Source organism: Gellertiella sp. DMC107, assembly GCF_056313605.1.
Genome location: NZ_JBQUZZ010000006.1, coordinates 134,682 through 156,139, shown reverse-complemented (window position 1 = coordinate 156,139; position 21,458 = coordinate 134,682). Strand labels below are relative to the sequence as shown.

Genomic DNA, 21,458 nt, shown 5'->3' with positions numbered 1-21,458 from the left:
GAATTCGGCGGCGCGGCCGGGCGCTCGCCTATAGTCTTCGCCATGCTGGGGTCGTATCACGGGGCCTAGAGGATGCATGGAGGCCCCACGCGACCATGAGGGAAAATGCCGCTTCCCTGCCGATGCCGCGCTTTGCGGGCTGGACGGGTGAATTTGCCGACCCGGCGGAAGAGTGCGCCTATCGCTGCGCCACCCTGAAGGCGACGCGCGGCATGGCGATGATCGGCGTGCTGGGATCCACCTTCGCCAGCGTTTCCTTCCTGCCGGTCGATGTGCTGACGGTGACGGGCGACCGCCTTGCGCCCTTCGTGCTTATCCGGCTGCTGCTGCTCCTGCTCGGCCTGTCCGCCGCCGTCCTGATCCGGCGGACGGAACAGGAAAGCCGGCTCATGCTCATCACATACGGGCATCAGGCCCTGTTCTACCTGCTGAACGGCATGATCTTCGATCACCCGGCGCTGCTGCGCCATGGCGGCCTGTTGCTGCCGCTGATGGCGGCGGCACTTCCCGTGCTGCTGCCGGGCCGGCTGCTTGCCGCGGGGTCGATGGCCGCCTATGCGGCGCTGGTGAGCGTCCTGTTCTGGGGGGTGCTGCGGCAACCCGCCGAAGCGCCGGCCGATCTCGGCATCATCCTGCTGGTGACCGGCATCGGCCTCGGCGTCGGGCTTGCGGCGCGGGCGCAGGTCAACCGCATGCGCCGCGAGGAATATCTCCATATCGAGGAATCGCGCCGGACCAACCGGGCGCTGGTGGCCGCGAAGGAAGCGGCGGAGGCGGGCGAACGGGCAAAATCCGATTTCCTCGCCGTCATGAGCCACGAAATCCGCACGCCGATGAACGGCATTCTCGGCATGGTGCGGCTGATGCTGGAGGAAAAACGGGAGAGCGAGGACCGCGAGCGGCTGTCCGTCGTCCTGCGCTCCGCCGAGGCGCTGCGGGTGATCCTCGACGACGTGCTGGATCTGACCCGGCTGGAACGCGGCGGCCTTGTGCTGGAGCACCAGCCCGTCGACCTCGACCGCCTGTGCGCCGACGTCATCGATCTCCTGCGGCCGCGTGCCTGCGAAAAGGGGCTCAGCCTCGAATGGGCGCGGGATCCGGCCGTGCCCCGCCATGTGCTGGGAGATTCGGCCCGGCTCCGGCAAATCCTGCTCAATCTCGTCGGCAATGCGGTCAAGTTCACCGATCGCGGCCATGTCTGGCTGACGCTCTCGGTGGCGGATGGCCTGGTGCGCCTCGGCGTGCAGGATACCGGCATCGGCATGGATGCGGCCGTGCTGGCGCGGATCTTCGAGCCCTTCGTGCAGGGGGAGGCCTCCACCCATGGCCGGTTCGGCGGGGCCGGGCTCGGTCTTTCGATCACCCGCAGTCTGGTCGAGGCGATGCAGGGGCGGATCGAGGTGGAGAGCCAGCCGGACAGGGGAAGCCAGTTCCGCGTCGGCCTGCCGCTCGCCGCCGCGCCTCCGCCCGAGCCGGCAGCACCCGAACCCGATCTCGCCGGCCATCCGGGCCGGTCGCTGCGGCTGCTGCTGGTCGAGGATAATGTGATCAACCGGCAGGTCACCCGCTCCATTCTGGAGCGGGCCGGCCACCGGGTGGCGATGGCGGGTTCCGGCGCGGCGGCGCTGGCCATGCTCGCCGACCAACCGGTCGATGCCATTCTCATGGATCTGCGCATGCCCGGCATGGACGGCTTCGAAACGACCCGGCGGATCCGGGCCGAAGGGCTTGCGCCCGGCGTTCCCATCCTGGCGCTGACCGCCAATGCCATGCCCGAAGACCGCGCCAAAACCCTGGAGGCGGGCATGGTCGCCCATCTCGTCAAGCCGGTTCGCCCGGAGGCGCTACTGGCCGCCCTGAATATCCACTCGGTCGAAGCTGCGCCGTCCCTTGCCCCGCTCCGCGAGGGAGAGGACGTGCTGCTCCTCGGCGGCGGGGCGAGCGCGCGCCGTCAGCTCGAACGGCTGGGTTTGCGTGTCTTTCCGGTGTCCGAACCGGGCGCGGCGGAAGCCATGCTGCGCAACCGCCCCTTCCGCATGGCGATTCTCGCCGATCCGGCCCCGCTCGCCCGGGCGCGATCCTTCCGCCATCCGGATGGAACGCCCCTCGCGCTCGCCCTCTGGGGCGCCCATCCTCCGGACACGAATGTGCTGGCGCTCGACCCCGGGGCGGGAGAGGAGCTGCTTCGCAGCCGCCTTTTCGGCGAGGCGCGCGCCGCCGCGGACGATCCAGCCCCGGTTGCGCACCTGCCGCCGGAGCGGCGGGAAGCGCTGCAACGCCTGTTCCACCGGCAGATGCTGCATCTGAGGCGCGATCTTGCCGAAACGGAGGAGCGGGGAGCGATCGAGGATCTGGCGCACCGCATCAAGGGCAGTGCCGCCAATATGGGGCTGCCGGCGCTTGCCGACGCGGCGAGCGCGCTCCTCCGGGACCCGGGGGATGTGCAGTTGCGTCACGCGCTCGGCCTTGCCCTCGATGCGGCGATGCGCGATGGAGCCGGCAGCGGCGAAGCGAGGAAAGAAGAGAAGGAGCCGACATGAGCGCCACCGTTCTGATCGTCGAGGATGCGCCGGAAAGCCGGGCGCTTCTGTCCGATTATCTCCGGGAGCACGGCTTTCGCACCGTTCTCGCCGCCACCGGTGCGGAAATGCGGGCAAAGCTTCAGTCCGAGCAGCCGGACATCATTCTGCTCGACGTGAACCTGCCCGACGATGACGGGATTGCGCTGGCGAAGCGGCTGCGGCTCGGCGAACGCCACGGGCTGATCTTCGTCACGGCGCGGGATTCGGATGCCGACATGCTGGAGGGTCTGGAGGCCGGCGGCGACGATTACGTCACCAAGCCGGTCAATCTCCGCACCCTGATGGCGCGCATTCGCAGCGTGCTGCGCCGGGCCCGCGAACCCGTCATCACCTTCGATGGCTGGATCGTGGATGTGGTGCGGCGCGAGCTTTTCCGGCCGAACGGCCAGCTGGTGGAGCTGACGGCGGGCGAATTCAACATTCTCTTCGCGCTGGCATCCCGCCAGATGCAGCCGGTTTCGCGCGATTTCCTGCTGGATGTGATCTCCAACCGCGACCCGCGCGATATTTCCAAGCATACGGTCGACAATCTCGTGGTGCGGCTGCGGCGCAAGATGGCCCATGAAGGCCGCGATGCCCCCATCGAAACGGTGCGGGGCGTGGGTTACATGCTGCTGCCGCGCCGCATGCTGGACGATGCATCCCCGCCCAGCGGCCGCACGCTCATCACCAACTGATCGGCCCAGAGGGCATGCGGCCGGAAATGGCGGTCGAGGAGGGAGGCGACCTTCCCGCCGTTGCGATAGGTCGGCTGGAGAATGAGGGTCGCGCCGGCGCCGGCGCGGGCCTCCAGCGCCAGCAGCCATTCCTGCGCCGCCAGAAACAGACCATCCCTGAGGCCGTTGCTCCAGCCGATCGGGGCTGCATGGCGCTTCAGGGCCGGCTGTTCCTCCCCCAGCAGCCAGCCGGCGACGGCGCCATCCGCCGAAAGCAGAACCTGCGAAACGGCGGGATCGATCCGGCTTTCCCACGGGGCGGGATCGGCCCAGCCGGGCAGGAGGCCGCGGGCGTGAAAGCCGGAGGCGGCCGCCAGAAGCGAGGACCACCCGTCTTTGCCCAACGAGGCAAGGGAAATGCTCGTCAGGCCGCGCGCCCGCGCCCGTGCAACGGGTCTCCGGGCCAGCGCCAGCGCCTCCAGCGCATCGCGCACGTTGAAACTCATGCGCAGACGATGCGGTTCCGGCTCGCCCCAGCCATCCCGCAACAGCAGGCCGATAAAGCTTTCGAGCTGCGGCAACCGGTCCGACCAGCTCGCCGCCACCTCTTCCACGCCCGCATCCTGCAGGTGCTCGTAAAGCCCGTCCAGCAGCGCTCGTGCGATGCCCTGCCGCCGGAGGAGAGGCGTCACCATCAGCGACGGGATTTCCTGACGCCGGGGATTGTCCGGATCGCGGCGGCTGAGCAGAAGGCCGACCGGTCCGCCGCCGGCATGGGCGACCAGATGGCAGAAATCCGGATCCTCGATCCCGTCCGTCAGCAGGGGAACCAGATTGCGGGCAGTGAGACCGGCAAGCCCCGGCTCTTCGCCGGGCCGTACCGGCCGGATGGCGAGATCGGGAACGAGAAGGGATGTGCGTTCGGCGGAGGGTGTGGGCGTCATCGAAAGGCCTGCGGCGAGGGATAGGAAAGAAGAGAAGCGGATGGCCGGGCGCGTCCCCTCATCCGCTTTCCGGCTGGAAAAGCAGCTCGCTTTCCCGCAGGAAATCCGTGGCGATCGCGTGGCGCCCGAAATGCTTGAAGAGCATCTTTTCCATGCCCCCGGCAAAGCCGGATGGGGGCTGGGCGATCACGCGTGCATCCGGACCGGCCTTTTCCTCAAGCCGCCGACAGAGCGAGGCGATCCCGCCGATGAGCCAGCCGAGCGGTACCTTTTCCGCTACGACCCAGCCCTGGGGCACGAACCAGCGCCCGAACTGCGGCTGGAAGGCGCAGGCCATCCAGCCGGCCAGCGCCCCGTTCGCATCATGGAGCGCGACGGATACATCCCGGTCCGCTTCCGGAAGCCAGCCCGCCGCGCGGGACCATTCGGGCGCACGCCTTGCGGCAATCAGCGCCGCGTTCTGCCGGATCAGGTCCTCGATGCCGGCCTCGCCGAGTTCGGACAGGCTGCGGTCCACCAGCCCATGGCTGCGGAGCCGGAACAGGAGGGCATCCCGCTTCGGAAAACCCTTTCGCCAGTCGCCCACCCGCCACGTCATCCGGCGGCGGGTCTCGACCGGGACGGACCAGCCGGAGGATTGAAGCAGCGCGGCAAATTCGCGGGCGCGGGGCAGGCGGTCTGACCAGCGGGCAACGAGCCCGCACCGGCCATCGGTCCTTGCGAGCGATATCAGACGGTCGAGCAGGGCGCGGGCCAGGCCGCGACCACGCCATTCGGGGGCAACCATGATCGAGGATATGTCCTGTAGGCCCTCGGCGGCCGGGCAGGAGAGCAGAAGGGCGACGGGTTTTCCCGAGAGCAAGGCGCCGAGCCGGTAGACGCCCGGCGGAAGCGCCTCAAGGGCGAGAAGCCCCCGAAAGGCGGGGGCTGTCAGGGCGGCAAAGGCCGGCCCCTCGCTCGCCGTCAGGGCGCGGATCTCAAGTGGGTCGGCACTGTCTGCCCTGAGGTTCGCAGATGTCATGGCGTCTTCCGATTTGCGGCCCGCATGGCGCGCGCGCTCTTTCCTTGCCCCTATTCCTAGCGGAAACCGGACGGCCTGTTTTGGAACTTTTGAGGTCCTTTCCGCCCGGTCGGGCGCGGTCCTTTATAGTGATCCCCATGACATCGGGGCGATTGCCGCCCTGCTGAGAAATGAGGTTCCCATGGCAGGTTCCACCGACCCGATGACCCTTGCCCGCCAGCGCATCCAGGAGGCGCTCGTTGCCCGCGCGGAAGCGGACGCCGATTTCCGGCAGCTTCTGCTTCACGATCCCCGCGCGGCGCTGCGCAAGCTCATCGGCGTCGACCCCATCCCCGGCTACCGCCTGCGCGTGATCGAGGAAGCGCCGGGAGAGGTCACGCTGGTGCTGCCGCGCGACATTGCCCTGGACGAGCTGCCCGACGAGCTGCTCGACCTCGCCAGCGGCGGTGCGCCGGGCATCTATCACTGCCCGCACAAACGCTGATCCCATCCGTTTCGTCGAAGAAAAAAGGAAGATGCCATGACCGTTCACCCCTCGAACGACCGGCTGCGGCTTGCCCGCGCCCAGATGGAAAAGGCCCTGCTGGACCGCGCCGAGACGGATGCGGTGTTCCGCAACCGGCTGCTGATCGAGCCCCATGGCGCCATCGAGGCGCTGTTCGGCATAGACCCGGTTTCGTCGCTGAAGATCCGGGTGCTGGAGGAAGGCGAGGGCGAGGTGGTGCTGGTCCTGCCCCGGCCGATCGCCGACGACGAATTGCCGGACGATCTCCTCGATTACGCCGCGGGTGGCGGCCGCTACGGCCCGCATGGGACCGTGCTCGAAAATCTCTGCACCGATCCGAACGATCCGGATTGAGCGATCCTTTTCCCCCTGTTCCCCAGAAAACCAACGAGGCCAACATGACCGACCAGCTTGCCGAGGCGCGCCGCCACATCGAGAAAACCGTTCTTGCCCGTGCGGTCGCCGATCCCGAATTCCGGGGGCTGCTCGCCCGCGATCCCCATGCGGCGCTGAAGGCCGTCTTCGGCGCCGATCCGGTGCCGGGCCTGAAGATCCGCGTCGTCGAGGAAGAGGCGGGCGAGGCAATCCTCGTCCTGCCTCGCAATCTCGGACAGGACGAGCTTTCCGACGACCTTCTCGACCTCGCCTCGGGCGGCTTTGCATCGCCCTTCGGCCCCGATTTCAGCTCGATCTGCCCGCCGAAGTGACCCCGGTCTGCCGATCCTCACCCCCTTAAAGGAGCTATCCCATCATGAACGCCATTCCCGGTTTCCCGCTGGACAAGGCCCGCCAGTTGCTGGAGCGCCAGCTGCGCGACAGGGCGCTTGCCGATGCCGGCTTCCGTGCCCTGCTGATCTCCGATCCCCATGCGGCCATGGTCGAGCTTCTCGGCGTCGATCCCGTGCCCGGCCTCAAAATCCGCGTGGTCGAGGAAGATGCCGGCGAGGCGATCCTCGTGCTGCCCCGTTCTCTCGGCCAGGACGAGCTGCCCGACGATCTGCTCGATTTTGCCTCGGGCGGTGCCTACAAGGGTTGCAAGGGCGACTCCTGGACACAGGACAAGCTGGCCCGCATGGGAATCGACTGATCCAAAGGGACCCGCGACCCGCAGCAACAGCAAGGACCCGGCGCAAGCCGGGTTTTTCCGTTCAGTCGATCAGCGTCGACTGAAAGGCGGCATGATCCGCAAACCACCGGTCAGCCGCATCGAACAGCGCTTCGGTTGCCTCCACCTCGCGCCCGCCCTTGCTGAGCAGGGTCAGGAAACCCAGCGCTTCGGCCTGTTCGACGAGCTGGCGCGCATGGGTGCGGGAGACGCCCGTATGGCTGGAGACGGTTTCATAGGGCAGGCTGAGCCGGGTCGATCCCATCCGGTCCGTCTGTTCGAGCGCGAGCAGCAGGACGAGATAGCCGCCGTCACGGGCGACGATCTGCTGGAAGGCGCCATGGCCGGCGCGCAGGGCGAAAAGCTGGTCGAGACGGGGCGCCTGCGCCCGATGCCAGTGGCGGTGACCGGCACCGGCGGCAGCAAGGTCCCGGTTCGTCCAGGCGGGCGCCTGCGGATCGAAGCCGGCCTCGGAACCGCTCTCGTCCGTGCGGGGACCGGCCTCCGGCAGCGCGACCCCGTCCCGCGCGGCCAGACGGCGGAACGGCCCGTAAAATGCCTCGTGGTAGAGCGCATCGGCACCCCAGAGCTTCGGCGTGGGGGTGATCAGGGTGATGCGCAGATCGTCCTCGGCCTTGCGGCGCTCGACAAATCCATAACGCTCCAGAATGGCCACCAGCGCCTCGATGCGATTGCGGCTGGCGAAATCCGAACCGGCCAGCCGGGCCTGCAGCCGGCCGAGCGTCAGCCAGCTCTGGCGCTCTTCCGCCTGCTGGCAGGCGGCCAGCCCCAGCATGGCCTGAATGGTGATGTAGCGGCCCTCTTCCAGAAGAAGGCGGTTCAGCAGGTAATCGCCGGAGAAAAGCTGGATCAGCCGGGAAACCGCAAGCCGGCGCGCCTCGACAAAGCCGGTGCGGTCCATGAACGACCGCACCGCACCGGAGCGGCAGGCCGCGGCACCGCACAGGGCGCCTGCCCTCGATCCGTCTGCGGCCTGCTGGACGAGAATGTTCATGCCTATCCTCTGCCCGGCCCGTGCGCGTGCCTCGTGAAGGGGATCTTTCTTCAGGGTGTCCGGAAACGGATAAAACAATCACGTTTCATCAAAATAATATCACGCCGGAGATCTCCATAAAGACTCCGATCGTCAATGCCGGTTGATGATTGGGATGACGAAATGCAAAAGGAAGTCGACGAAGTGCGAAAATTCGGTCATTATTCCAAGTTTCAAAATATATATTAAAATATATGGAATACGAGAGAGGCGATGTAAAATAGTACGATGAAGAATCTTAAATATACTATGAGTCGAGCAACGGCAAGAGCAAGCGAGCGTGCCGGGGGCTTTGCGGTGTTTTGACGATTTTGGGGTGGAACGGGCAAGCCGGCCGGCGACCAGTCTAGAAGTGCCGGAATGGCTGACAGGACGACCGGGGATCATCGACGTGGGGCGCTACGACATCGCTGAAGGGGAGGGAGGTCTCCTCCATCCCGCACCGGGCCTCTCTGGCCGGAAGGCCTGAGCGATGAACCAGGCCCCGAACTCTCCGGCAGGCGGCAACCAGGCGGCGCGCCTCTTCCGCAAGTCGGCTCTCGACCGTCTGTCTTCGCCTGAACAGCTCGACCAAATCATCCGCCTCACCCGGCCGCGCGACTGGATTGCCACCGCCGCACTCCTGTCGCTGATCGGGCTTGCAGGCCTGTGGTCGGTGCTGGGCCGGGTGCCCGAACGGGTCAAGGGGTCGGGCATCCTGATCACCACCGGCGGCCAGGTGGTGGATGCGGTGGCGAGCGGCGAGGGAACGCTGACCGAAATTCTGGTTCCTGTCGGCAGCCGGGTCCACCGCGATCAGGAGGTGGCCCGCATCGTTCAGCCGGCGCTGCGCCAGCAAAGCCTCAATCTCCGTGCGGTCATCGGCGAGCGGGAAAGCCAGCTCGCCGCGCTGACCGATCGTATCGCCCGGTCGAACCGCGCCGCGCAGGATGCCCTGAAGGCGAGGGCGGATGTGCTGAAGCTGCGCGTCCGCGATGCACGCGAACGTGTGTCGGCCATGGAAAAGCAGGCCGAACGGGACAACAGCCTGTTCGAGCGCAAGCTCATCACCTGGCCGCAGCTCAACCAGACGCGCATGTCGCTTGCCGAGGCGCGGCAGAGCGAGCTGGAAGCCGAGAGCCAGATCACCGATCTCGAAACGCAGGATATCAGCCGCCGCAGCGCCGACGACCGCGAGATGCGGGCGGCGGAGGAGCGGGTGGCCGAGGCGCGCCGCCAGCAGGCGGAACTGGACATCCAGATCCGCCAGCAGGAGCGGGTTCTCAGCCCCGCCGACGGGCGGGTGACGGAATGGAAGGCCATTCCCGGTACGCGCATCGCCCCCGGCCAGTCGCTGATCAGCGTGGAAAGCGGCGCGTCCGGGCTTGAACTTCTCGTCTATCTGCCGCCGAACGAAGGCAAGCGGGTGAAGCCCGGCATGGAAGTGCAGATTGCGCCCTCCACCGTGCGCCGGGAAGAATATGGCATGATCCTGGGCGCGGTCGATCTGGTTTCCGACTTTCCCTCCACCGGCGAGGCCATGCAGGCGGTGCTGCGCAACGAGCAGCTCGTGCGCACCTTCACCGCCGGCGGCGCTCCCTATGCGGCCCGGGTGAAGCTTTCCCGCGATCCCGCCTCGCCGAGCGGTTTTGCCTGGTCGGGCGGGCAGGGACCGGACCAGCAGTTCTCCAGCGGCTCGCTGGCGGAAGCGGAAGTCACCGTCGCCTGGCGGCGGCCGATCAGCTACGTCATCCCCTGGCTGAAGAAGATCACGGGTCTTTCCGGATGAGCGCGGCGCCTGCAAGCGCAAAGGCACCGGCCCGGCGCAAACGCATGAAAACCCCCAGCATCCTGCAAATGGAAGCGGTGGAATGCGGCGCGGCGAGCCTTGCCATGATCCTGGCCAGCCATGGGGCCTGGCATCCGCTGGAGGCGCTGCGGGTGGCCTGCGGGGTCTCGCGCGACGGGTCCAAGGCCAGCAACCTTCTGAAGGCGGCCCGCAGCTATGGCATGACCGCCCGGGGCTTCCGCAAGGAGCCGGAAGGGCTTGCCGATCTGCCCTGGCCGGCCATCCTGCACTGGAATTTCAACCACTATGTCGTCTTCGAGGGCATGACGGACACCCATGCCTATATCAACGATCCGGCGCTCGGCCCGCGCGTGATCACCCGCGAGGAACTGTCCGAAGCCTTTACCGGCGTGGTTCTCACCTTCGAGAAGACGGAGGGCTTCCGCAGGACGGCCCGTCCGACCGGCCTGCTGGCAGCCTTCCGGGCGCGGGTTTCGCAGTCGCAGGCCGGCATGGCGCTGATCGCGCTTCTCAGCCTTGCGCTCGTGGTGCCGGGCATCGTCCTGCCGGTCTATGCGAAACTCTTCGTCGACGGGGTCCTGATGCTCCAGCAGGAGCACTGGGTAAAGCCGCTGTTCATCGCGCTCGGCCTCACCGCCCTCATCCGGGCAGCGCTCACCTATCTCAGGGCCTCGCTGATCCTGCGGCTGAAGACCAAGCTGACGGTCACGGGCGCGACCGCCTTCGTCTGGCGGGTGCTGCACCTGCCGATTGCCTTCTTCAGCCAGCGCAGCCCCGGCGAGATTGCCGACCGGATCGAGGCGAGCGCGCGGGTGGCGGAGGTGATCTCCGCCGACATGGCCAATGCGGTGCTCAACTGGGGCATGCTGGTCTTCTTTGCCGTGGTGCTTGTTGGCTACGATCCCGTGCTGGGGCTGATGACGGTCGCGCTCGGCCTTCCGAACCTCTTTGTGCTGCGGCTGGTGCAGGCGCGGCTGAAACAGGATTCGCTCGGGCTTTCGGTGGAGCAGGGCAAGCTCGGCGGCGCCACCGTCGGCATCATCTACAATATCGAGACGATCAAGGCCTCGGGACTGGAAACCAGCTCCTTCGGGCGCTGGGCGGGCATTCATGCGCGCATGCTCAACACCTCCCAGTCGCTCGGCGGCAAATCCATGATCACGGGTCTGGCCCCGCCGCTGCTCGGCGGGCTGATCGAGGCGGCAATCCTCGGTGTCGGCGCGATCCGGGTGATGAACGGCGCGCTCACCATCGGCGATCTCGTGGCTTTCCAGCTTCTCGCGACCAGCTTCACCGCGCCGCTCGTCAGCCTCGTGGCGCTCTCGCCGAAGCTGGCGACCATCCGGGCCGATCTCAACCGGGTAGACGATGCGCTGCGCAACCCGCCCGATCCGCTGACGGAGAGCCGGGACGATCCGGCAGGCGGACCGGTTCTCCTGCAGGGATCCGTCGAGATCGATGCGGTGACCTATGGCTACAATCCGCTCGGCGAGCCGCTGCTCGACGGGCTGTCGCTGAAAGCCCGGCCGGGGGAGCGCATCGCGCTGGTCGGTCGGTCCGGATGCGGCAAATCCACGCTCGGACGCCTCATCTGCGGGCTCGTCGCGCCCTGGTCCGGCGAGGTCCGCATCGACGGCCAGCCGATATCAGGGCTCGACCAGTACCGGCGGGCGGCCAATATTGCCTATGTGGATCAGGATATCTTCCTGTTCGAGGGCACGGTCCGGGAGAACCTCACCCTCTGGAATCCCGATGTGCCCGACGATGCCATCACCCGCGCCCTCAAGGATGCGGCGATCCTCGACGATATCGTCGCCCGGCCCGGCGAACTCGACACCCATGTGGAGGAGGGCGGCCGCAATTTCTCGGGCGGCCAGCGGCAGCGGCTGGAAATCGCCCGGGCGCTGGTGGCCGATCCGGCCGTCCTCGTGCTGGACGAGGCGACCGCAGCGCTGGACCCGCAGACGGAAAAGCGCATCGACGACAATCTCCGGCGGCGCGGCTGCACCGCCATCATCATCGCCCACCGGCTGAGCACGGTGCGCGATTGTTCGGAAATCATCGTGATGGATCACGGCAGGATCGTCGAACGGGGCGATCATGACGCGCTGATGGGCCGTGACGGTCCTTATGCGGGGCTGATCCGCTCCGGCGGGCAGTGAGGGAGAAGGCGATGAACGAGGCGCTTCTGACGGACGGGTTCACGGTCGACCACGCGCATCCGCTGGATCTCGGAAGGGCGGGCGGTCCATTTCTCGTCCTGCGCGGTTTCATCGATGTCTTTGCCCTCTCCGGCGATCCGGCGACGAGCCGCCGGCTGCCGCTTTTCCGGCTGGAGGCGGGGGCGCTCCTGATGGCGCTTCCCCCGGTTTCCGCCCCGCGGGGAACGGTCTACCGCTTTCTCGCCATCGGCGGGCCGGACAGCCTGATACGGCCGCTGGCCGAAGGCGAGCCCGTGTCCGGAACCGCACTCGGTCCCTGGTGCGATGCGCTCCGGCAGGCCGCCCTTGCGCCCCGCGGCGAGATGCCTGCCGACCCGGGCGCCTTCACCGAGGCGACGATGGCGGCGGTGATCCGGCGGCTGGAAGGCGAGGGCACCGGGGCCGACGGGCAGGACTGGCGCGAACGGCGGCGGCGGCATGGCGAGGCGGCGACGGCGGATGCGCTGGCGGGCCTTGCGAGCTTTGGCACGGCTGCGGGCGAGCGAAGCCCGCTTTCGGCCCCGGCAACCGGCGATCCCCTCAAGGCGGCGCTGCTTTCCGTTCTCTCCGCGCTCGCCGTGACACCACGGCTCGAGGCCTTCGAGATGGTGCCTGACGATACCGGACCGGAGGAGCGGATTGCCCGGATTCTCGCCCGGCATCAGCTGATTTCGCGCAGCGTGCTGCTTCGTCCGGGCTGGACCCGCCAGCCCGGCGCGCCGCTGGTCGGTTTCTTCGGTCCGGAGCGGCGGCCCGTGGCGCTGCTCTTCCTCAAGGGGCGATGGGTGATGCGCGAGGGCGGCAGGGTTCGCCCGCTGGCGCAGGATGCGCTGGAGGGCTCCGGCGAAGGCGGGCTTGCCGCCGATGCGCTTCAGCTTTACCCCGCGCTTCCGGCCCGATCGATCCGCTTCCGCGATCTCTTCGCCTTCGGCTTTGCCACGCTCGGCAGCGACCGGCTGCGCCTTGTGCTGCTGATGCTGTCGGCGGCGGTTCTCGCCACGCTCGTGCCTTACGGCTCCCGTTTCCTGATCGACGATGCCATTCCGCACGGCGATCTGGCGCTGACGGGCGTGATCGTCGCGGGGCTGATCGCGGCGGCCCTCGTCAAGACGGTGGTGGAGGCCTCGAAATCGCTGGCGATGCTGCGGGTGGAACTCGGCTTCGAGGGGCGGTTGCAGCCGGCCCTGCTGCTCCGCCTGCTGCGCATGCCGCCCTCCTTCTTCCGGGCCTTTGCGGTGGGTGATATCACCGACCGGGTGCTGGGCATCCAGAATGCGCGACAGGTGATCACCCAGAGTTTCACCAGTGCCGCGACCAGCTCGGTCTTCAGTCTCGTCAGCCTCGTGCCGATCCTCACCGTGGATTGGCGGCTGGCGCTGCTGGCGCTCGGCCTTGCGCTGACACTCGGCGCGATCAACGGTTTCGTCAGCTATCGCGGCCTGCTGCACGAGCGCCTGCGGCTTCAGGAGAAAGGCCGTCTCGACAGTTTCGTCGTGCAGATGCTGATGGGCATCGGCAAGCTCCGGGCCGCCGCTGCCGAGCGCATGGGCTTTGCCCGCTGGGCGGCATTGTTTGCGGAAAACACGCGCCATGCGCAGGCGGCCGGGCGCTGGGCCAACTGGCAGGCCACGCTGGATGCCCTGCTGCCGCAGCTCGCCACGCTTCTCCTTTACGCCACCATCGTCTGGCTGATGAAATCCGATGCGCAAAAACAGGCGGCGACGGCGGCCTTCTCGCTGGCGGATTTCGTCACCGTCACCACCGCCTTCGCGCAGGTGCTGGGCGCCATCTCCTCCCTCGCCACGGCGCTTACCCAGTCGCTCGCCGCCGTGCCGCTGATCGAGCGGGCGGAACCGATCGTCGCCGCCGTGCCGGATACGCCGCCGGTGGCCAGCCGGCCGGTGACGCTGAAGGGCGAGATCGACATGCGCAATCTCTGCTTCCGCTATGCCGAGCAGGCGCCGCGGGCCCTTTCCGAGCTGACGCTGAAGATCGACCGGGGCGAATTCGTCGCCGTCGTCGGCGCGTCCGGTTCCGGCAAGTCGACCCTGCTGCGGCTGCTGCTCGGCTTCGACCGCCCGGAGCTTGGCGATATCTTCTATGACGGCCATTCCATGCAGCGGCTCGATCTCTCGGCGCTGCGCCGGCAGATCGGCGTGGTGTTGCAGCACGGGCGCATCATGGCCGGCAGCCTGCATGCCAATATCGCCGGCGAAAGCGGTCTCGGCCTCGAGGAGGCGCTCGAAGCGGCCCGCATGGTGGGGCTCGAAAAGGACATCGAGGACATGCCGATGGGCATGCATACGGTGCTGCTCGACGGGGGCGGCACGCTTTCGGGCGGCCAGCGCCAGCGCATCCTCATCGCCCGCGCGCTCATCCAGAAGCCCGCCATCCTGATGCTGGACGAGGCGACCAGCGCGCTCGACAACCGCACCCAGGAAATCGTCACCCAGACGCTCAGCCAGCTGCCCGTCACCCGCATCGTCATCGCCCATCGGCTGAGCACCATCGAAAAGGTGGACCGCATCGTCATGCTGGAGCGGGGCCGCCTGATCGAAACCGGCACCTATGCCGAGCTGATGCGGCGGGACGGCGCCTTTGCCGCCCATGCCCGTCGCCAGCTCGCCTGATCCCACGAAGGAACATCCGCCATGCGCAAGGTTCTCTATATTCTCGGCCAGCTCGACGATGCCGATATTGCCTGGATGGGGCGGGTGGGCGCGCGGCGCAGCCTGGCGCCCGGCGATATCCTGATCGAGGAAGGCAAGGCATCGCCGCACATCTTCATCGTGCTGGATGGGGAAGTGGCCGTATCCGTTGCCGGCGTGGGGACGGTGGCGAGCCTGCATGCCGGGGAAATCCTCGGCGAAATGTCCTTCGTCGACAAATCGCCGCCCTCGGCCACCGTGACGGCCGCCCGGGCCTCCCGGGTGCTGCTGCTCGAAAAGGCGGTGATCGAGGCGCGGCTTGTCGACAATGCCGCCTTCGCGGCCCGGTTCTACAAGGCGCTGGCCGTCTTCCTCGCCGACCGCCTGCGCACCACGACCCTGCGCGGAAAGGGTGGAACGGGTCCGGCCGAGGACGAACTCGACGACATGGTTCTCGACGGCGTCTCCATGGCCGGGCTTCGCTTCCAGGAATTGCTGCGCAGCCTCGACCGGCCGGCGGAGGGTTGAAACCCCTAAAGGGGCGATTGGCGGGGAAACGGAGATAGCGTCCGTTTCGCAAATCGTCTAACCTCATTTCAATGCGTTACGACCTGAAAACCCTTCCTCTCGACCAGCTTTTCAAGCCGGTGGCGGCGGCGACCGCAAGCCTCGCCCGGCTGGACGAGCGCATCGCGCGCTCCGCCTTCGGGGCCGGCTTTGCCGAAAGGCTGCATTTCTACGATGCCTGTGCCTCGCTCTATCTCGATGGCGAACTCGTGCATCTGGAAGATCTGGTGCTGCATGATGCCGAAGCCGATATCCGCGCGCCGACCCATGAGCTGACCATCGCCCATGCGGTGCTGCGCAGCCGCCGCCGCATCGCCGCGCAGGCGCCGCGCTGGGCGCTGAGCCTCGATGGCCTGCGCACCCTGAAAGCGCCGGAAGGGGCTGGCCGGGTCGAGCGGGATGCGCCGGCGGCGGTGCAGCCTGAGGAACAGGAGGACGATCCGCTCGCCCTCGAACTGGCGGCTATGGATGCGGTTCTTGCCCGCACGGATGCGGTGCTGGCGGGGGTGCGCGCGCCCGATGCGCGTCCCGCCCGCGATCCGCTGCTCTACGAACCGGACTGGAACGAGGACCAGCGGCTGGACGAATGGCAGCGCGTGGCGGAGGAAACGCTCGACCTGCCGCCCGTGCTGCGCGCCGCGATCCTCCTCGATGCGTGGAACGTGCTGGCCGTGCTCCAGCATGCCCCCTGGCTGGGGCGGCTGCTGGCGGCCGCGAGCCTGCGGGAACAGGGGCTGACCTCGGGCCCCCATCTCGCCGCCATCAATGCGGGCCTGCGCGGCATTCGCCGGGAGGAGCGCACCCATGGCCGGCGGACGAACCGGCTCTTGGCGCTGGTGGCCGGCCTGACGGCTGCCGCCGAAGCGGGCCTGCGCGACCATGACCGTCTTTTTCTGGCGCGCCAGGCGCTGGAGCGGAAGCTCTCCGGCCGCCGGTCCTCCTCGCATCTTCCGGAGCTGGTGGAACTGGTCTTCCGCCGACCGCTTCTCTCGGCCCAGATGATTTCCGAAGCGCTCGACGTCACCCCGCGCGCGGCGGTGCGGCTGGTGGAGGAACTCAACCTCAGGGAACTGACGGGGCGTGGACGGTTCCGCGCCTGGGGTGTGCTCTAGGGATCGACGAAACGGAAAACGGCGCGCCCCCAGAGGGGAACGCGCCGTTCTTGTCTTCCGTGCCCGTGCGATCAGCCGCAGACGGTCGTCAGCGCCTTGTCGATGGCATCGACGATGCGGTCGATATCGGCCTTGGTGGCAATGAGGGCCGGGGAGAGGCAGAGCGTGTTGTTGAGGCCGTCGAGCGAACGGTTCGTCGCGCCGATGATCACCCCATGCTTGACAAGGCATTCGCCGACAACGGCCTGTACCATCTTCTCCGGCAGCGGCTCCTTGGTTTCGCGGTCGGCCACGAGTTCGGCGCCGAGGAACAGGCCCTTGCCGCGCACGTCGCCCACGACCTTGTGCTTTGCCTTCAGCTCTTCGAGCTTCGACAGGCAGTATTCGCCCATCTTCTCGCAGTTTTCGAGCAGGCCCTCATCCTCGATGATGCGCATGTTCTCCAGCGCCGCCACCGGGCCGGCCGTGCAGCCGCCGAAGGTGGAGATGTCGCGGAAATAGCTCATCGGATCGGAGGCATCGTCCTTGAACATGTCGAAGACGCGCTCGGTCGTGACCGTGCAGGAGATCGCCGCATAGCCGGAGGCCACGCCCTTTGCCATGGTCACGAAGTCCGGCTGGATGTCGAACTGCTGGTAGCCGAACCACTTGCCGGTCCGGCCAAGGCCGCAGACCACTTCATCGATATGGAGCAGGATGTCGTATTTCTTGCAGATTTCCTGCACGCGCTTCCAGTAGCCCTCCGGCGGCACGATCACGCCGCCACCGGCCGTGACCGGCTCGAGCACGAGGCAGCCGACCGTCTCCGGCCCTTCGCGCAGGATCACTTCCTCGATGGCGTCGGCAGCGCGCTCGCCATAGTTCTCCACATCCCACTGCTTGCGATATTCGAGGCAGTGCGGCACGGAGACGAAACCGTCGGGATAGGGTCCGTACTGGGCGGCGCGCTGCGGCTGGCCGGAGGTGGCGAGCGTGCCGATGGTGGTGCCGTGATAATCGCGCTCGCGATAGAGGATCTTCCACTTGTTGCCGCCATGGCGGCGATGCGCGATCTGGCGCACCATCTTGTAGACCTTCTCGTTGGCTTCCGAGCCCGAGTTGGAATAGTAGACGCGGCTCATGCCCGGCATCTTGGAAATCAGCTTCTCGGCAAAGAGCGCGCCCGGAACGGTGCCGGCTGCACCGGCATAGTAGTTCAGCTTGACCAGCTGGTCGCGCACGGCATTGGCAATGGTTTCGCGGCCATAGCCGACATTGACGGTCCAGACCCCACCCGACACCGCGTCGAGATATTCGTTGCCCTTGGCATCCCAGAGCTTCATGCCCTTGCCTTCGATGAAGACGCGCGGATCCACGGTCTCGTAGACCTTGTGCTGGCTCAGATGGTGCCAGACATGGGCGCGGTCCGCCTCGATGACTTTGCCCATGTCGTTGGTTTGCAGGTTGATGGTCATGATCGCCCTCAGCGAAGTTGATGAATGATGGGGCCGGGCCGCGGATGCGGCGCGCCGATGTGGCGCGATGCGGATGCAGAACCATGACGGCCCTGTGCAGGCATGTCAAGAAAGAGCGGCGCGGCGGGCCTTTCGCGCCGCTGCGGCTTGCGTTAATGTCGGCCTCGATCTTCATCCTGAGGATGCATGAAAAAGAGGGGTTCCGGCAAAATCCGGCGCGTTCCTCCCGGCATCCGCAGGAAACGACAACCTTGAGCGAGGCAATGACAGGCCTGATGACGGATACGGCCCTTCTTCGTCTGCTGCGGCAGACGGACCTGTTCGGCGCTCTCGACGAGGCCGACCTGCCGGCCTGCGCGGAGGCGTTCCGCAAGGTATCCTTCGAGGCGGGCCGGGTGCTGTTCATGACCGGCGACCCCGGCGACCGGGCCTATCTCATTGCGGAGGGCATGGTGCGTCTGGCGCTGGCCACGGCCTCGGGACGCGAACTGAATGTCCGGATGGCGGGCGCAGGCGATCTCATCGGCGAAATCGCCGTTCTCGACCGCGGGCCGCGCACGGCCGATGCGGTGGCCATCAGCCCGGTCACGGCCTATTCCATCACGGCCACGAGCCTGAGCGCGCTGTTCGAGGAGCGGCCGAGGCTTGCCAGCGCCGTCATCGCCCATCTCTGCAAGCGTCTGAGGGCCACCACGAACCAGATGGAAGGGATTGCGCTTCACCGGATCGAATTCCGGCTGGCCCGATTCCTCATCGAACGGCTGCAGGATGCGCCGCAGGCCGGGCAGGGGCGTCGCCAGCCGCTGGAACTGGGCTATTCGCAGGGCGAGCTGGCACGGCTGATTGGCGCCAGCCGGCCGAAACTCAATGTGGCGCTCGGTCTTCTCGAAAAGACCGGCGCGATCAAACGCACCGCGGACCGGCTCTTCTGCGACAGGGAAACGCTGGAGCGGCTGGTGGAAACACAGGATGACTGACGGGCGCGCCGCAAGCCGCGGCGCACCATGCACAAGGGCCGGTCCCGACAGGGCAGCGGGCATAAGGCAGAGAGGAACGACATGAGCAAGTTTCCGGGCAACGGGTCCTTCAATCGTCGGCAGTTCGCGCTGGCACTTCTGGCTGGCATTGCCGTTCCGGCAACCGTCATGGCTGGAGGCAAGGTGGGTTCGGGCCGGTCTTTCGCGGTTGCGCGGTCCCGGGGCGAGCGCGGGGTGGTCTCCGGCGCCCAGGTAGCCGCCGGATCCGCCGTCGCCGCTCCGGTCGACGGGCCTGTCCCCGCGCAGGTGGGAGACGTCCGCACGGCGGTTGGCAGTGTTTTTGCCCAGCTGGCCGATGCGCGGCCGCTAAAGGCGGGCGCGGGCGTGCTGCTCGGCGATCTGGTCTGGACCAATTCCGCGTCCCGCGCCGAACTGGCCATGGTGGGCGGCACCAATATTTTCCTCGGGGCGAATGCCAAGCTCAAGGTGGACAAGTTCGTGGCCGAATCCGGCGGCCGGCTGGTGCTCGGCGAAGGCGCGCTCGTCTTTGATCGCGACGATAGCTTGCCGAAGACGGAGATCGAGGTGCAGTCTGTTTTCGGGCTGATCGGCGTCCGGGGCACCCGCTTCTTCGCAGGCCCCAACCGGGGCGCCTTTGCCGTCTTCTGCGAGCGGGGCGAGGTGCAGGTGCGGGCCGGTGGCCGCAAGCGCGTGTTGAAGCCCGGAGACGGGATCGATATTCCTGCAGCCGGCGCTGCCCCCAGCAAGGTCAAGCAATGGGGCAAGGCCCGCATCGACGAGGCCTTTGCGAGCGTGCTCGGCTGATCATCCGTTGCTGTGGACGGGGGCGGCGGGGGTGAAGACCTCGAATTGGCCGCAGCCCCGCAGCTCCTGTTGGCCGAGCGAGCGGAGCGGCCGGCTGCCCAGGCGGGCGGCCATGCCCGGACCGATCAATATGCTGGTGCCGAAGGTCTTGTTCAGCGCCTCCAGCCGCGCCGCCACGTTCATGGCAAGGCCATGGGCGGTGTAATCCACCTTGTCCCCCGCCCCGACATCGCCGATCACCACCGGACCGCATTCGAGCCCGATCCGGGTTCGCCCCAGCCCGGCGGCCACGGCCTTAGGTGTCTTGCGATAGGCTTCGGTGAAGGCAAGGATCGCTTCGGCGGCCTCAAGGGCCTGCTGCGGGTGATCCGGAAGATCGAGCGGGGCGTTGAAGATGCCGTGCACCGCATCCCCCACGAACTTGTCGACCATGCCGCCATGCCGCACGACGGCCTCCACCACCCCGGCGAAATAATCGTCGAGAAGGGCGATCAGCGCCTGCGGTCCGATGCGGTCGGCCAGCGACGAAAAGCCCTCGATATCGGTAAACAGCGCGGTGATCTCGCGCTTCTCCCCTTCCAGCCGGAGCAGGCCGGGATTCTCCGCCATGCGCGCCACCACCGCGGGGGAGAGATGCTGTTCGAAACGCCGCCGGATCGCGGCGGCCTGCCGGCGCTGGCGAATGGCGCTCAGCCCGGCTGCCGTCATCACCGCCAGGGCAAGCCCAAGCGTCGGGGATACCGGGTCGACGAGACGCGCGCTTTGCGCGAGGAGCGCGATCGCCGAACCGGTCCAGAGCGCGCCGAGGCCCAGGGCGAGCATCAGGGCGGCCGCAGGCCCGAGGAGCGCGCCGGCACAGGCTCCGGCGAGCGCCAGGATCACGAAAGCTGCCCCTTCCAAGCGGTCGGCCCAGACGGGACGGACCGGCACCGCGCCCGACAGCATGGTTTCCAGCGCATCCGCCTGGATCTGCGCGGAGGGGGCGACGGGCGAGGCGGCATCGACGCGAAGCGCGCCCAGCTCCGGCGCGCTGCCGCCAAGGATGACGATCCGATCCTTCAGCCTGCCCACGGGCAGGGTTCCCTCCAGAAGCGCTTGCGCGCTGACCGTGCGGCCCCGCCACAGGTCAGGGTCGGACGGGCGAAAGCGCAGGGAAAGATTTCGGGCAAGCGGCAGCGCATGATCGCCGAGGGAAAGCGTCTGCCGGCTTCCATCCAGGATAAAGGCGGAGGCGCCGATGGACTGGCGAAGCACTTCGGCCGCGAAACCCGCCACGATGCCCTTGCCGGCGGTGCCCATCAGCGGCACGCTGCGCACGGTGCCGGAAGCGTCACCGGCAAGCGAGGAGATGCCGATGCCGGCGGCCGATGCGGTCAGGTCCGGCAGGGGCAGGAGCGCGCCAGCGGCCGCCCAGGGCGCGAGACGGGGCGCATCCCCTGATATCAGCACCGGAACGGGGGGAGGGGTTTCGCCTGCAGCCCCCGAAAAGAGCGCGGCGAGGACGGTGGGACGGAGGGCGAGGGCTTGTGCAAGCGCCGCATCCGAATCCGGCAGGGCGCCGAAGCGGCGCCTCAGCTCCGCATCGGCGCCGGTCAGGCTTTCCGCCAGCCGAACGGGGGAAAACCGGTCGCGGCCGGCCAGCAGGATATCGATCCCCAGGGCTTTCGGCTCTTCCGCCATGATCCGCTCCACCAGGGCGGCCAGACGCAGACGGGGCCAGGGCCAGGGTTCGGTCGCGGCCAGGGTGGCGCTGTCGATATCGACCACCACCACCGCGCCGCTCGGCGCGGCGGTGCCGGCAAGCAGCCGGTCGGTGGCATTTTCGCGCAGCCGTTCGCCGAGGCCGCCGAAGACAAGGGCAAGTCCCAGCAGCCATGCGGCCGCCATGCCGCCCGCCGCCGGTCTCCAAGCGCCCGTCCGCACCCATCCCATTGGCTTGCCCATCTGGCCCCCGCCTTTCTCCCTTGCGGGAACATGCACGCATACCACGCCCGACCGGCGCTTCAAATCGCCGGGCG

The 21,458-nt window shown here is 67.6% G+C and carries 18 protein-coding genes; 13 read left to right on the top strand and 5 right to left on the bottom strand.

Translation table 11 applies throughout. The features are described 5' to 3' along the window. Window positions 1–95: 95 nt before the first annotated feature. A complete protein-coding gene (locus ACT54B_RS18760) occupies window positions 96–2,540 on the top strand; it encodes an ATP-binding protein (protein WP_476047119.1) in 2,445 nt (814 codons plus the stop codon). Further along, entirely contained in the window at window positions 2,537–3,259 is a 723-nt protein-coding gene (locus tag ACT54B_RS18755; protein ID WP_476047117.1) for a response regulator transcription factor, read from the top strand. Before ACT54B_RS18760 ends, ACT54B_RS18755 begins: the two co-directional genes overlap by 4 nt. On the opposite strand, the gene ACT54B_RS18750 is transcribed toward ACT54B_RS18755, so the two are convergent. Further along, window positions 3,187–4,182, bottom strand: a complete 996-nt coding sequence (locus ACT54B_RS18750; protein ID WP_476047116.1) for a GNAT family N-acetyltransferase — start codon at window positions 4,180–4,182, stop codon at window positions 3,187–3,189. The two genes, ACT54B_RS18755 and ACT54B_RS18750, sit on opposite strands and share 73 nt — an antisense overlap. 58 nt (window positions 4,183–4,240) lie before the next feature. Then, window positions 4,241–5,203, bottom strand: a complete 963-nt coding sequence (locus tag ACT54B_RS18745; RefSeq protein WP_476047115.1) for a GNAT family N-acetyltransferase — start codon at window positions 5,201–5,203, stop codon at window positions 4,241–4,243. Window positions 5,204–5,384: 181 nt separating this feature from the next. Here ACT54B_RS18745 and ACT54B_RS18740 point away from each other — a divergent pair, with 181 nt between their 5' ends. Genes ACT54B_RS18740 through ACT54B_RS18725 form a run of 4 tightly spaced genes read left to right on the top strand, consistent with a single transcriptional unit; the run spans window position 5,385 to window position 6,795 of the window. Continuing rightward, window positions 5,385–5,687, top strand: a complete 303-nt coding sequence (locus ACT54B_RS18740) for an NHLP leader peptide family RiPP precursor (RefSeq protein ID WP_476047114.1) — start codon at window positions 5,385–5,387, stop codon at window positions 5,685–5,687. Between the two features lie 36 nt (window positions 5,688–5,723). Further along, a complete protein-coding gene (locus ACT54B_RS18735) occupies window positions 5,724–6,062 on the top strand; it encodes an NHLP leader peptide family natural product precursor (protein WP_476047113.1) in 339 nt (112 codons plus the stop codon). Window positions 6,063–6,106: 44 nt separating this feature from the next. Beyond that, on the top strand, window positions 6,107–6,415 hold the full coding sequence (locus ACT54B_RS18730) for an NHLP leader peptide family natural product precursor (RefSeq protein ID WP_476047112.1): 309 nt from the start codon (window positions 6,107–6,109) through the stop codon (window positions 6,413–6,415). Window positions 6,416–6,459: 44 nt separating this feature from the next. Then, window positions 6,460–6,795 carry an NHLP leader peptide family natural product precursor gene (locus tag ACT54B_RS18725; protein ID WP_476047111.1) on the top strand — a complete coding sequence of 112 codons (336 nt, stop codon included), beginning with the start codon at window positions 6,460–6,462 and terminating at the stop codon, window positions 6,793–6,795. A gap of 61 nt (window positions 6,796–6,856) precedes the next feature. On the opposite strand, the gene ACT54B_RS18720 is transcribed toward ACT54B_RS18725, so the two are convergent. Then, window positions 6,857–7,828, bottom strand: a complete 972-nt coding sequence (locus ACT54B_RS18720; protein WP_476047109.1) for a hypothetical protein — start codon at window positions 7,826–7,828, stop codon at window positions 6,857–6,859. A gap of 511 nt (window positions 7,829–8,339) precedes the next feature. On the opposite strand from ACT54B_RS18720, the gene ACT54B_RS18715 reads away from it, so the two are divergent. The 5 genes from ACT54B_RS18715 (at window position 8,340) to ACT54B_RS18695 (ending at window position 16,184) form a co-directional block, all read left to right on the top strand. Beyond that, window positions 8,340–9,635, top strand: coding sequence for an NHLP bacteriocin system secretion protein (locus ACT54B_RS18715; protein WP_476047108.1), 1,296 nt, complete (start codon window positions 8,340–8,342; stop codon window positions 9,633–9,635). Between the two features lie 44 nt (window positions 9,636–9,679). Next, on the top strand, window positions 9,680–11,818 hold the full coding sequence (locus ACT54B_RS18710; protein ID WP_476047106.1) for an NHLP family bacteriocin export ABC transporter peptidase/permease/ATPase subunit: 2,139 nt from the start codon (window positions 9,680–9,682) through the stop codon (window positions 11,816–11,818). A gap of 11 nt (window positions 11,819–11,829) precedes the next feature. Beyond that, entirely contained in the window at window positions 11,830–14,487 is a 2,658-nt protein-coding gene (locus tag ACT54B_RS18705; RefSeq protein ID WP_476047105.1) for an NHLP bacteriocin export ABC transporter permease/ATPase subunit, read from the top strand. A 21-nt stretch (window positions 14,488–14,508) separates the two neighbouring features. Next, a complete protein-coding gene (locus tag ACT54B_RS18700; protein WP_476047103.1) occupies window positions 14,509–15,033 on the top strand; it encodes a cyclic nucleotide-binding domain-containing protein in 525 nt (174 codons plus the stop codon). 71 nt (window positions 15,034–15,104) lie between these two features. Continuing rightward, on the top strand, window positions 15,105–16,184 hold the full coding sequence (locus ACT54B_RS18695) for an RHE_PE00001 family protein (RefSeq protein ID WP_476047101.1): 1,080 nt from the start codon (window positions 15,105–15,107) through the stop codon (window positions 16,182–16,184). A 71-nt stretch (window positions 16,185–16,255) separates the two neighbouring features. Here the strand turns inward: ACT54B_RS18695 and tpa are convergent, their stop codons facing one another. Next, on the bottom strand, window positions 16,256–17,638 hold the full coding sequence (tpa, locus tag ACT54B_RS18690; RefSeq protein ID WP_476047099.1) for a hypotaurine--pyruvate aminotransferase Tpa: 1,383 nt from the start codon (window positions 17,636–17,638) through the stop codon (window positions 16,256–16,258). 251 nt (window positions 17,639–17,889) lie between these two features. Here tpa and ACT54B_RS18685 point away from each other — a divergent pair, with 251 nt between their 5' ends. Together ACT54B_RS18685 and ACT54B_RS18680 are read left to right on the top strand one after the other, a co-directional pair. Next, window positions 17,890–18,615, top strand: coding sequence for a Crp/Fnr family transcriptional regulator (locus ACT54B_RS18685; protein ID WP_476047098.1), 726 nt, complete (start codon window positions 17,890–17,892; stop codon window positions 18,613–18,615). 81 nt (window positions 18,616–18,696) lie between these two features. Then, window positions 18,697–19,440 (top strand): FecR domain-containing protein, encoded by a 744-nt coding sequence (locus tag ACT54B_RS18680; protein ID WP_476047097.1) that lies wholly within the window; start codon window positions 18,697–18,699, stop codon window positions 19,438–19,440. On the opposite strand, the gene ACT54B_RS18675 is transcribed toward ACT54B_RS18680, so the two are convergent. Next, window positions 19,441–21,327, bottom strand: coding sequence for a CHASE2 domain-containing protein (locus ACT54B_RS18675; RefSeq protein ID WP_476047095.1), 1,887 nt, complete (start codon window positions 21,325–21,327; stop codon window positions 19,441–19,443). Window positions 21,328–21,458: the final 131 nt, after the last annotated feature.

What these genes read in the sequence shown, in the direction of transcription:
- ACT54B_RS18705 (WP_476047105.1), top strand. Translation starts at nt 11,830, where the DNA reads ATGAACGAGGCGCTTCTGACGGACGGGTTCACGGTCGACCACGCGCAT.
- ACT54B_RS18700 (WP_476047103.1), top strand. Translation starts at nt 14,509, where the DNA reads ATGCGCAAGGTTCTCTATATTCTCGGCCAGCTCGACGATGCCGATATT.
- ACT54B_RS18745 (WP_476047115.1), bottom strand. Translation starts at nt 5,203, where the DNA reads ATGACATCTGCGAACCTCAGGGCAGACAGTGCCGACCCACTTGAGATC.
- ACT54B_RS18715 (WP_476047108.1), top strand. Translation starts at nt 8,340, where the DNA reads ATGAACCAGGCCCCGAACTCTCCGGCAGGCGGCAACCAGGCGGCGCGC.
- ACT54B_RS18725 (WP_476047111.1), top strand. Translation starts at nt 6,460, where the DNA reads ATGAACGCCATTCCCGGTTTCCCGCTGGACAAGGCCCGCCAGTTGCTG.
- ACT54B_RS18680 (WP_476047097.1), top strand. Translation starts at nt 18,697, where the DNA reads ATGAGCAAGTTTCCGGGCAACGGGTCCTTCAATCGTCGGCAGTTCGCG.
- tpa (WP_476047099.1), bottom strand. Translation starts at nt 17,638, where the DNA reads ATGACCATCAACCTGCAAACCAACGACATGGGCAAAGTCATCGAGGCG.
- ACT54B_RS18720 (WP_476047109.1), bottom strand. Translation starts at nt 7,828, where the DNA reads ATGAACATTCTCGTCCAGCAGGCCGCAGACGGATCGAGGGCAGGCGCC.
- ACT54B_RS18735 (WP_476047113.1), top strand. Translation starts at nt 5,724, where the DNA reads ATGACCGTTCACCCCTCGAACGACCGGCTGCGGCTTGCCCGCGCCCAG.
- ACT54B_RS18760 (WP_476047119.1), top strand. Translation starts at nt 96, where the DNA reads ATGAGGGAAAATGCCGCTTCCCTGCCGATGCCGCGCTTTGCGGGCTGG.
- ACT54B_RS18695 (WP_476047101.1), top strand. Translation starts at nt 15,105, where the DNA reads ATGCGTTACGACCTGAAAACCCTTCCTCTCGACCAGCTTTTCAAGCCG.
- ACT54B_RS18755 (WP_476047117.1), top strand. Translation starts at nt 2,537, where the DNA reads ATGAGCGCCACCGTTCTGATCGTCGAGGATGCGCCGGAAAGCCGGGCG.
- ACT54B_RS18675 (WP_476047095.1), bottom strand. Translation starts at nt 21,327, where the DNA reads ATGGCGGCCGCATGGCTGCTGGGACTTGCCCTTGTCTTCGGCGGCCTC.
- ACT54B_RS18750 (WP_476047116.1), bottom strand. Translation starts at nt 4,182, where the DNA reads ATGACGCCCACACCCTCCGCCGAACGCACATCCCTTCTCGTTCCCGAT.
- ACT54B_RS18740 (WP_476047114.1), top strand. Translation starts at nt 5,385, where the DNA reads ATGGCAGGTTCCACCGACCCGATGACCCTTGCCCGCCAGCGCATCCAG.
- ACT54B_RS18730 (WP_476047112.1), top strand. Translation starts at nt 6,107, where the DNA reads ATGACCGACCAGCTTGCCGAGGCGCGCCGCCACATCGAGAAAACCGTT.
- ACT54B_RS18710 (WP_476047106.1), top strand. Translation starts at nt 9,680, where the DNA reads ATGAAAACCCCCAGCATCCTGCAAATGGAAGCGGTGGAATGCGGCGCG.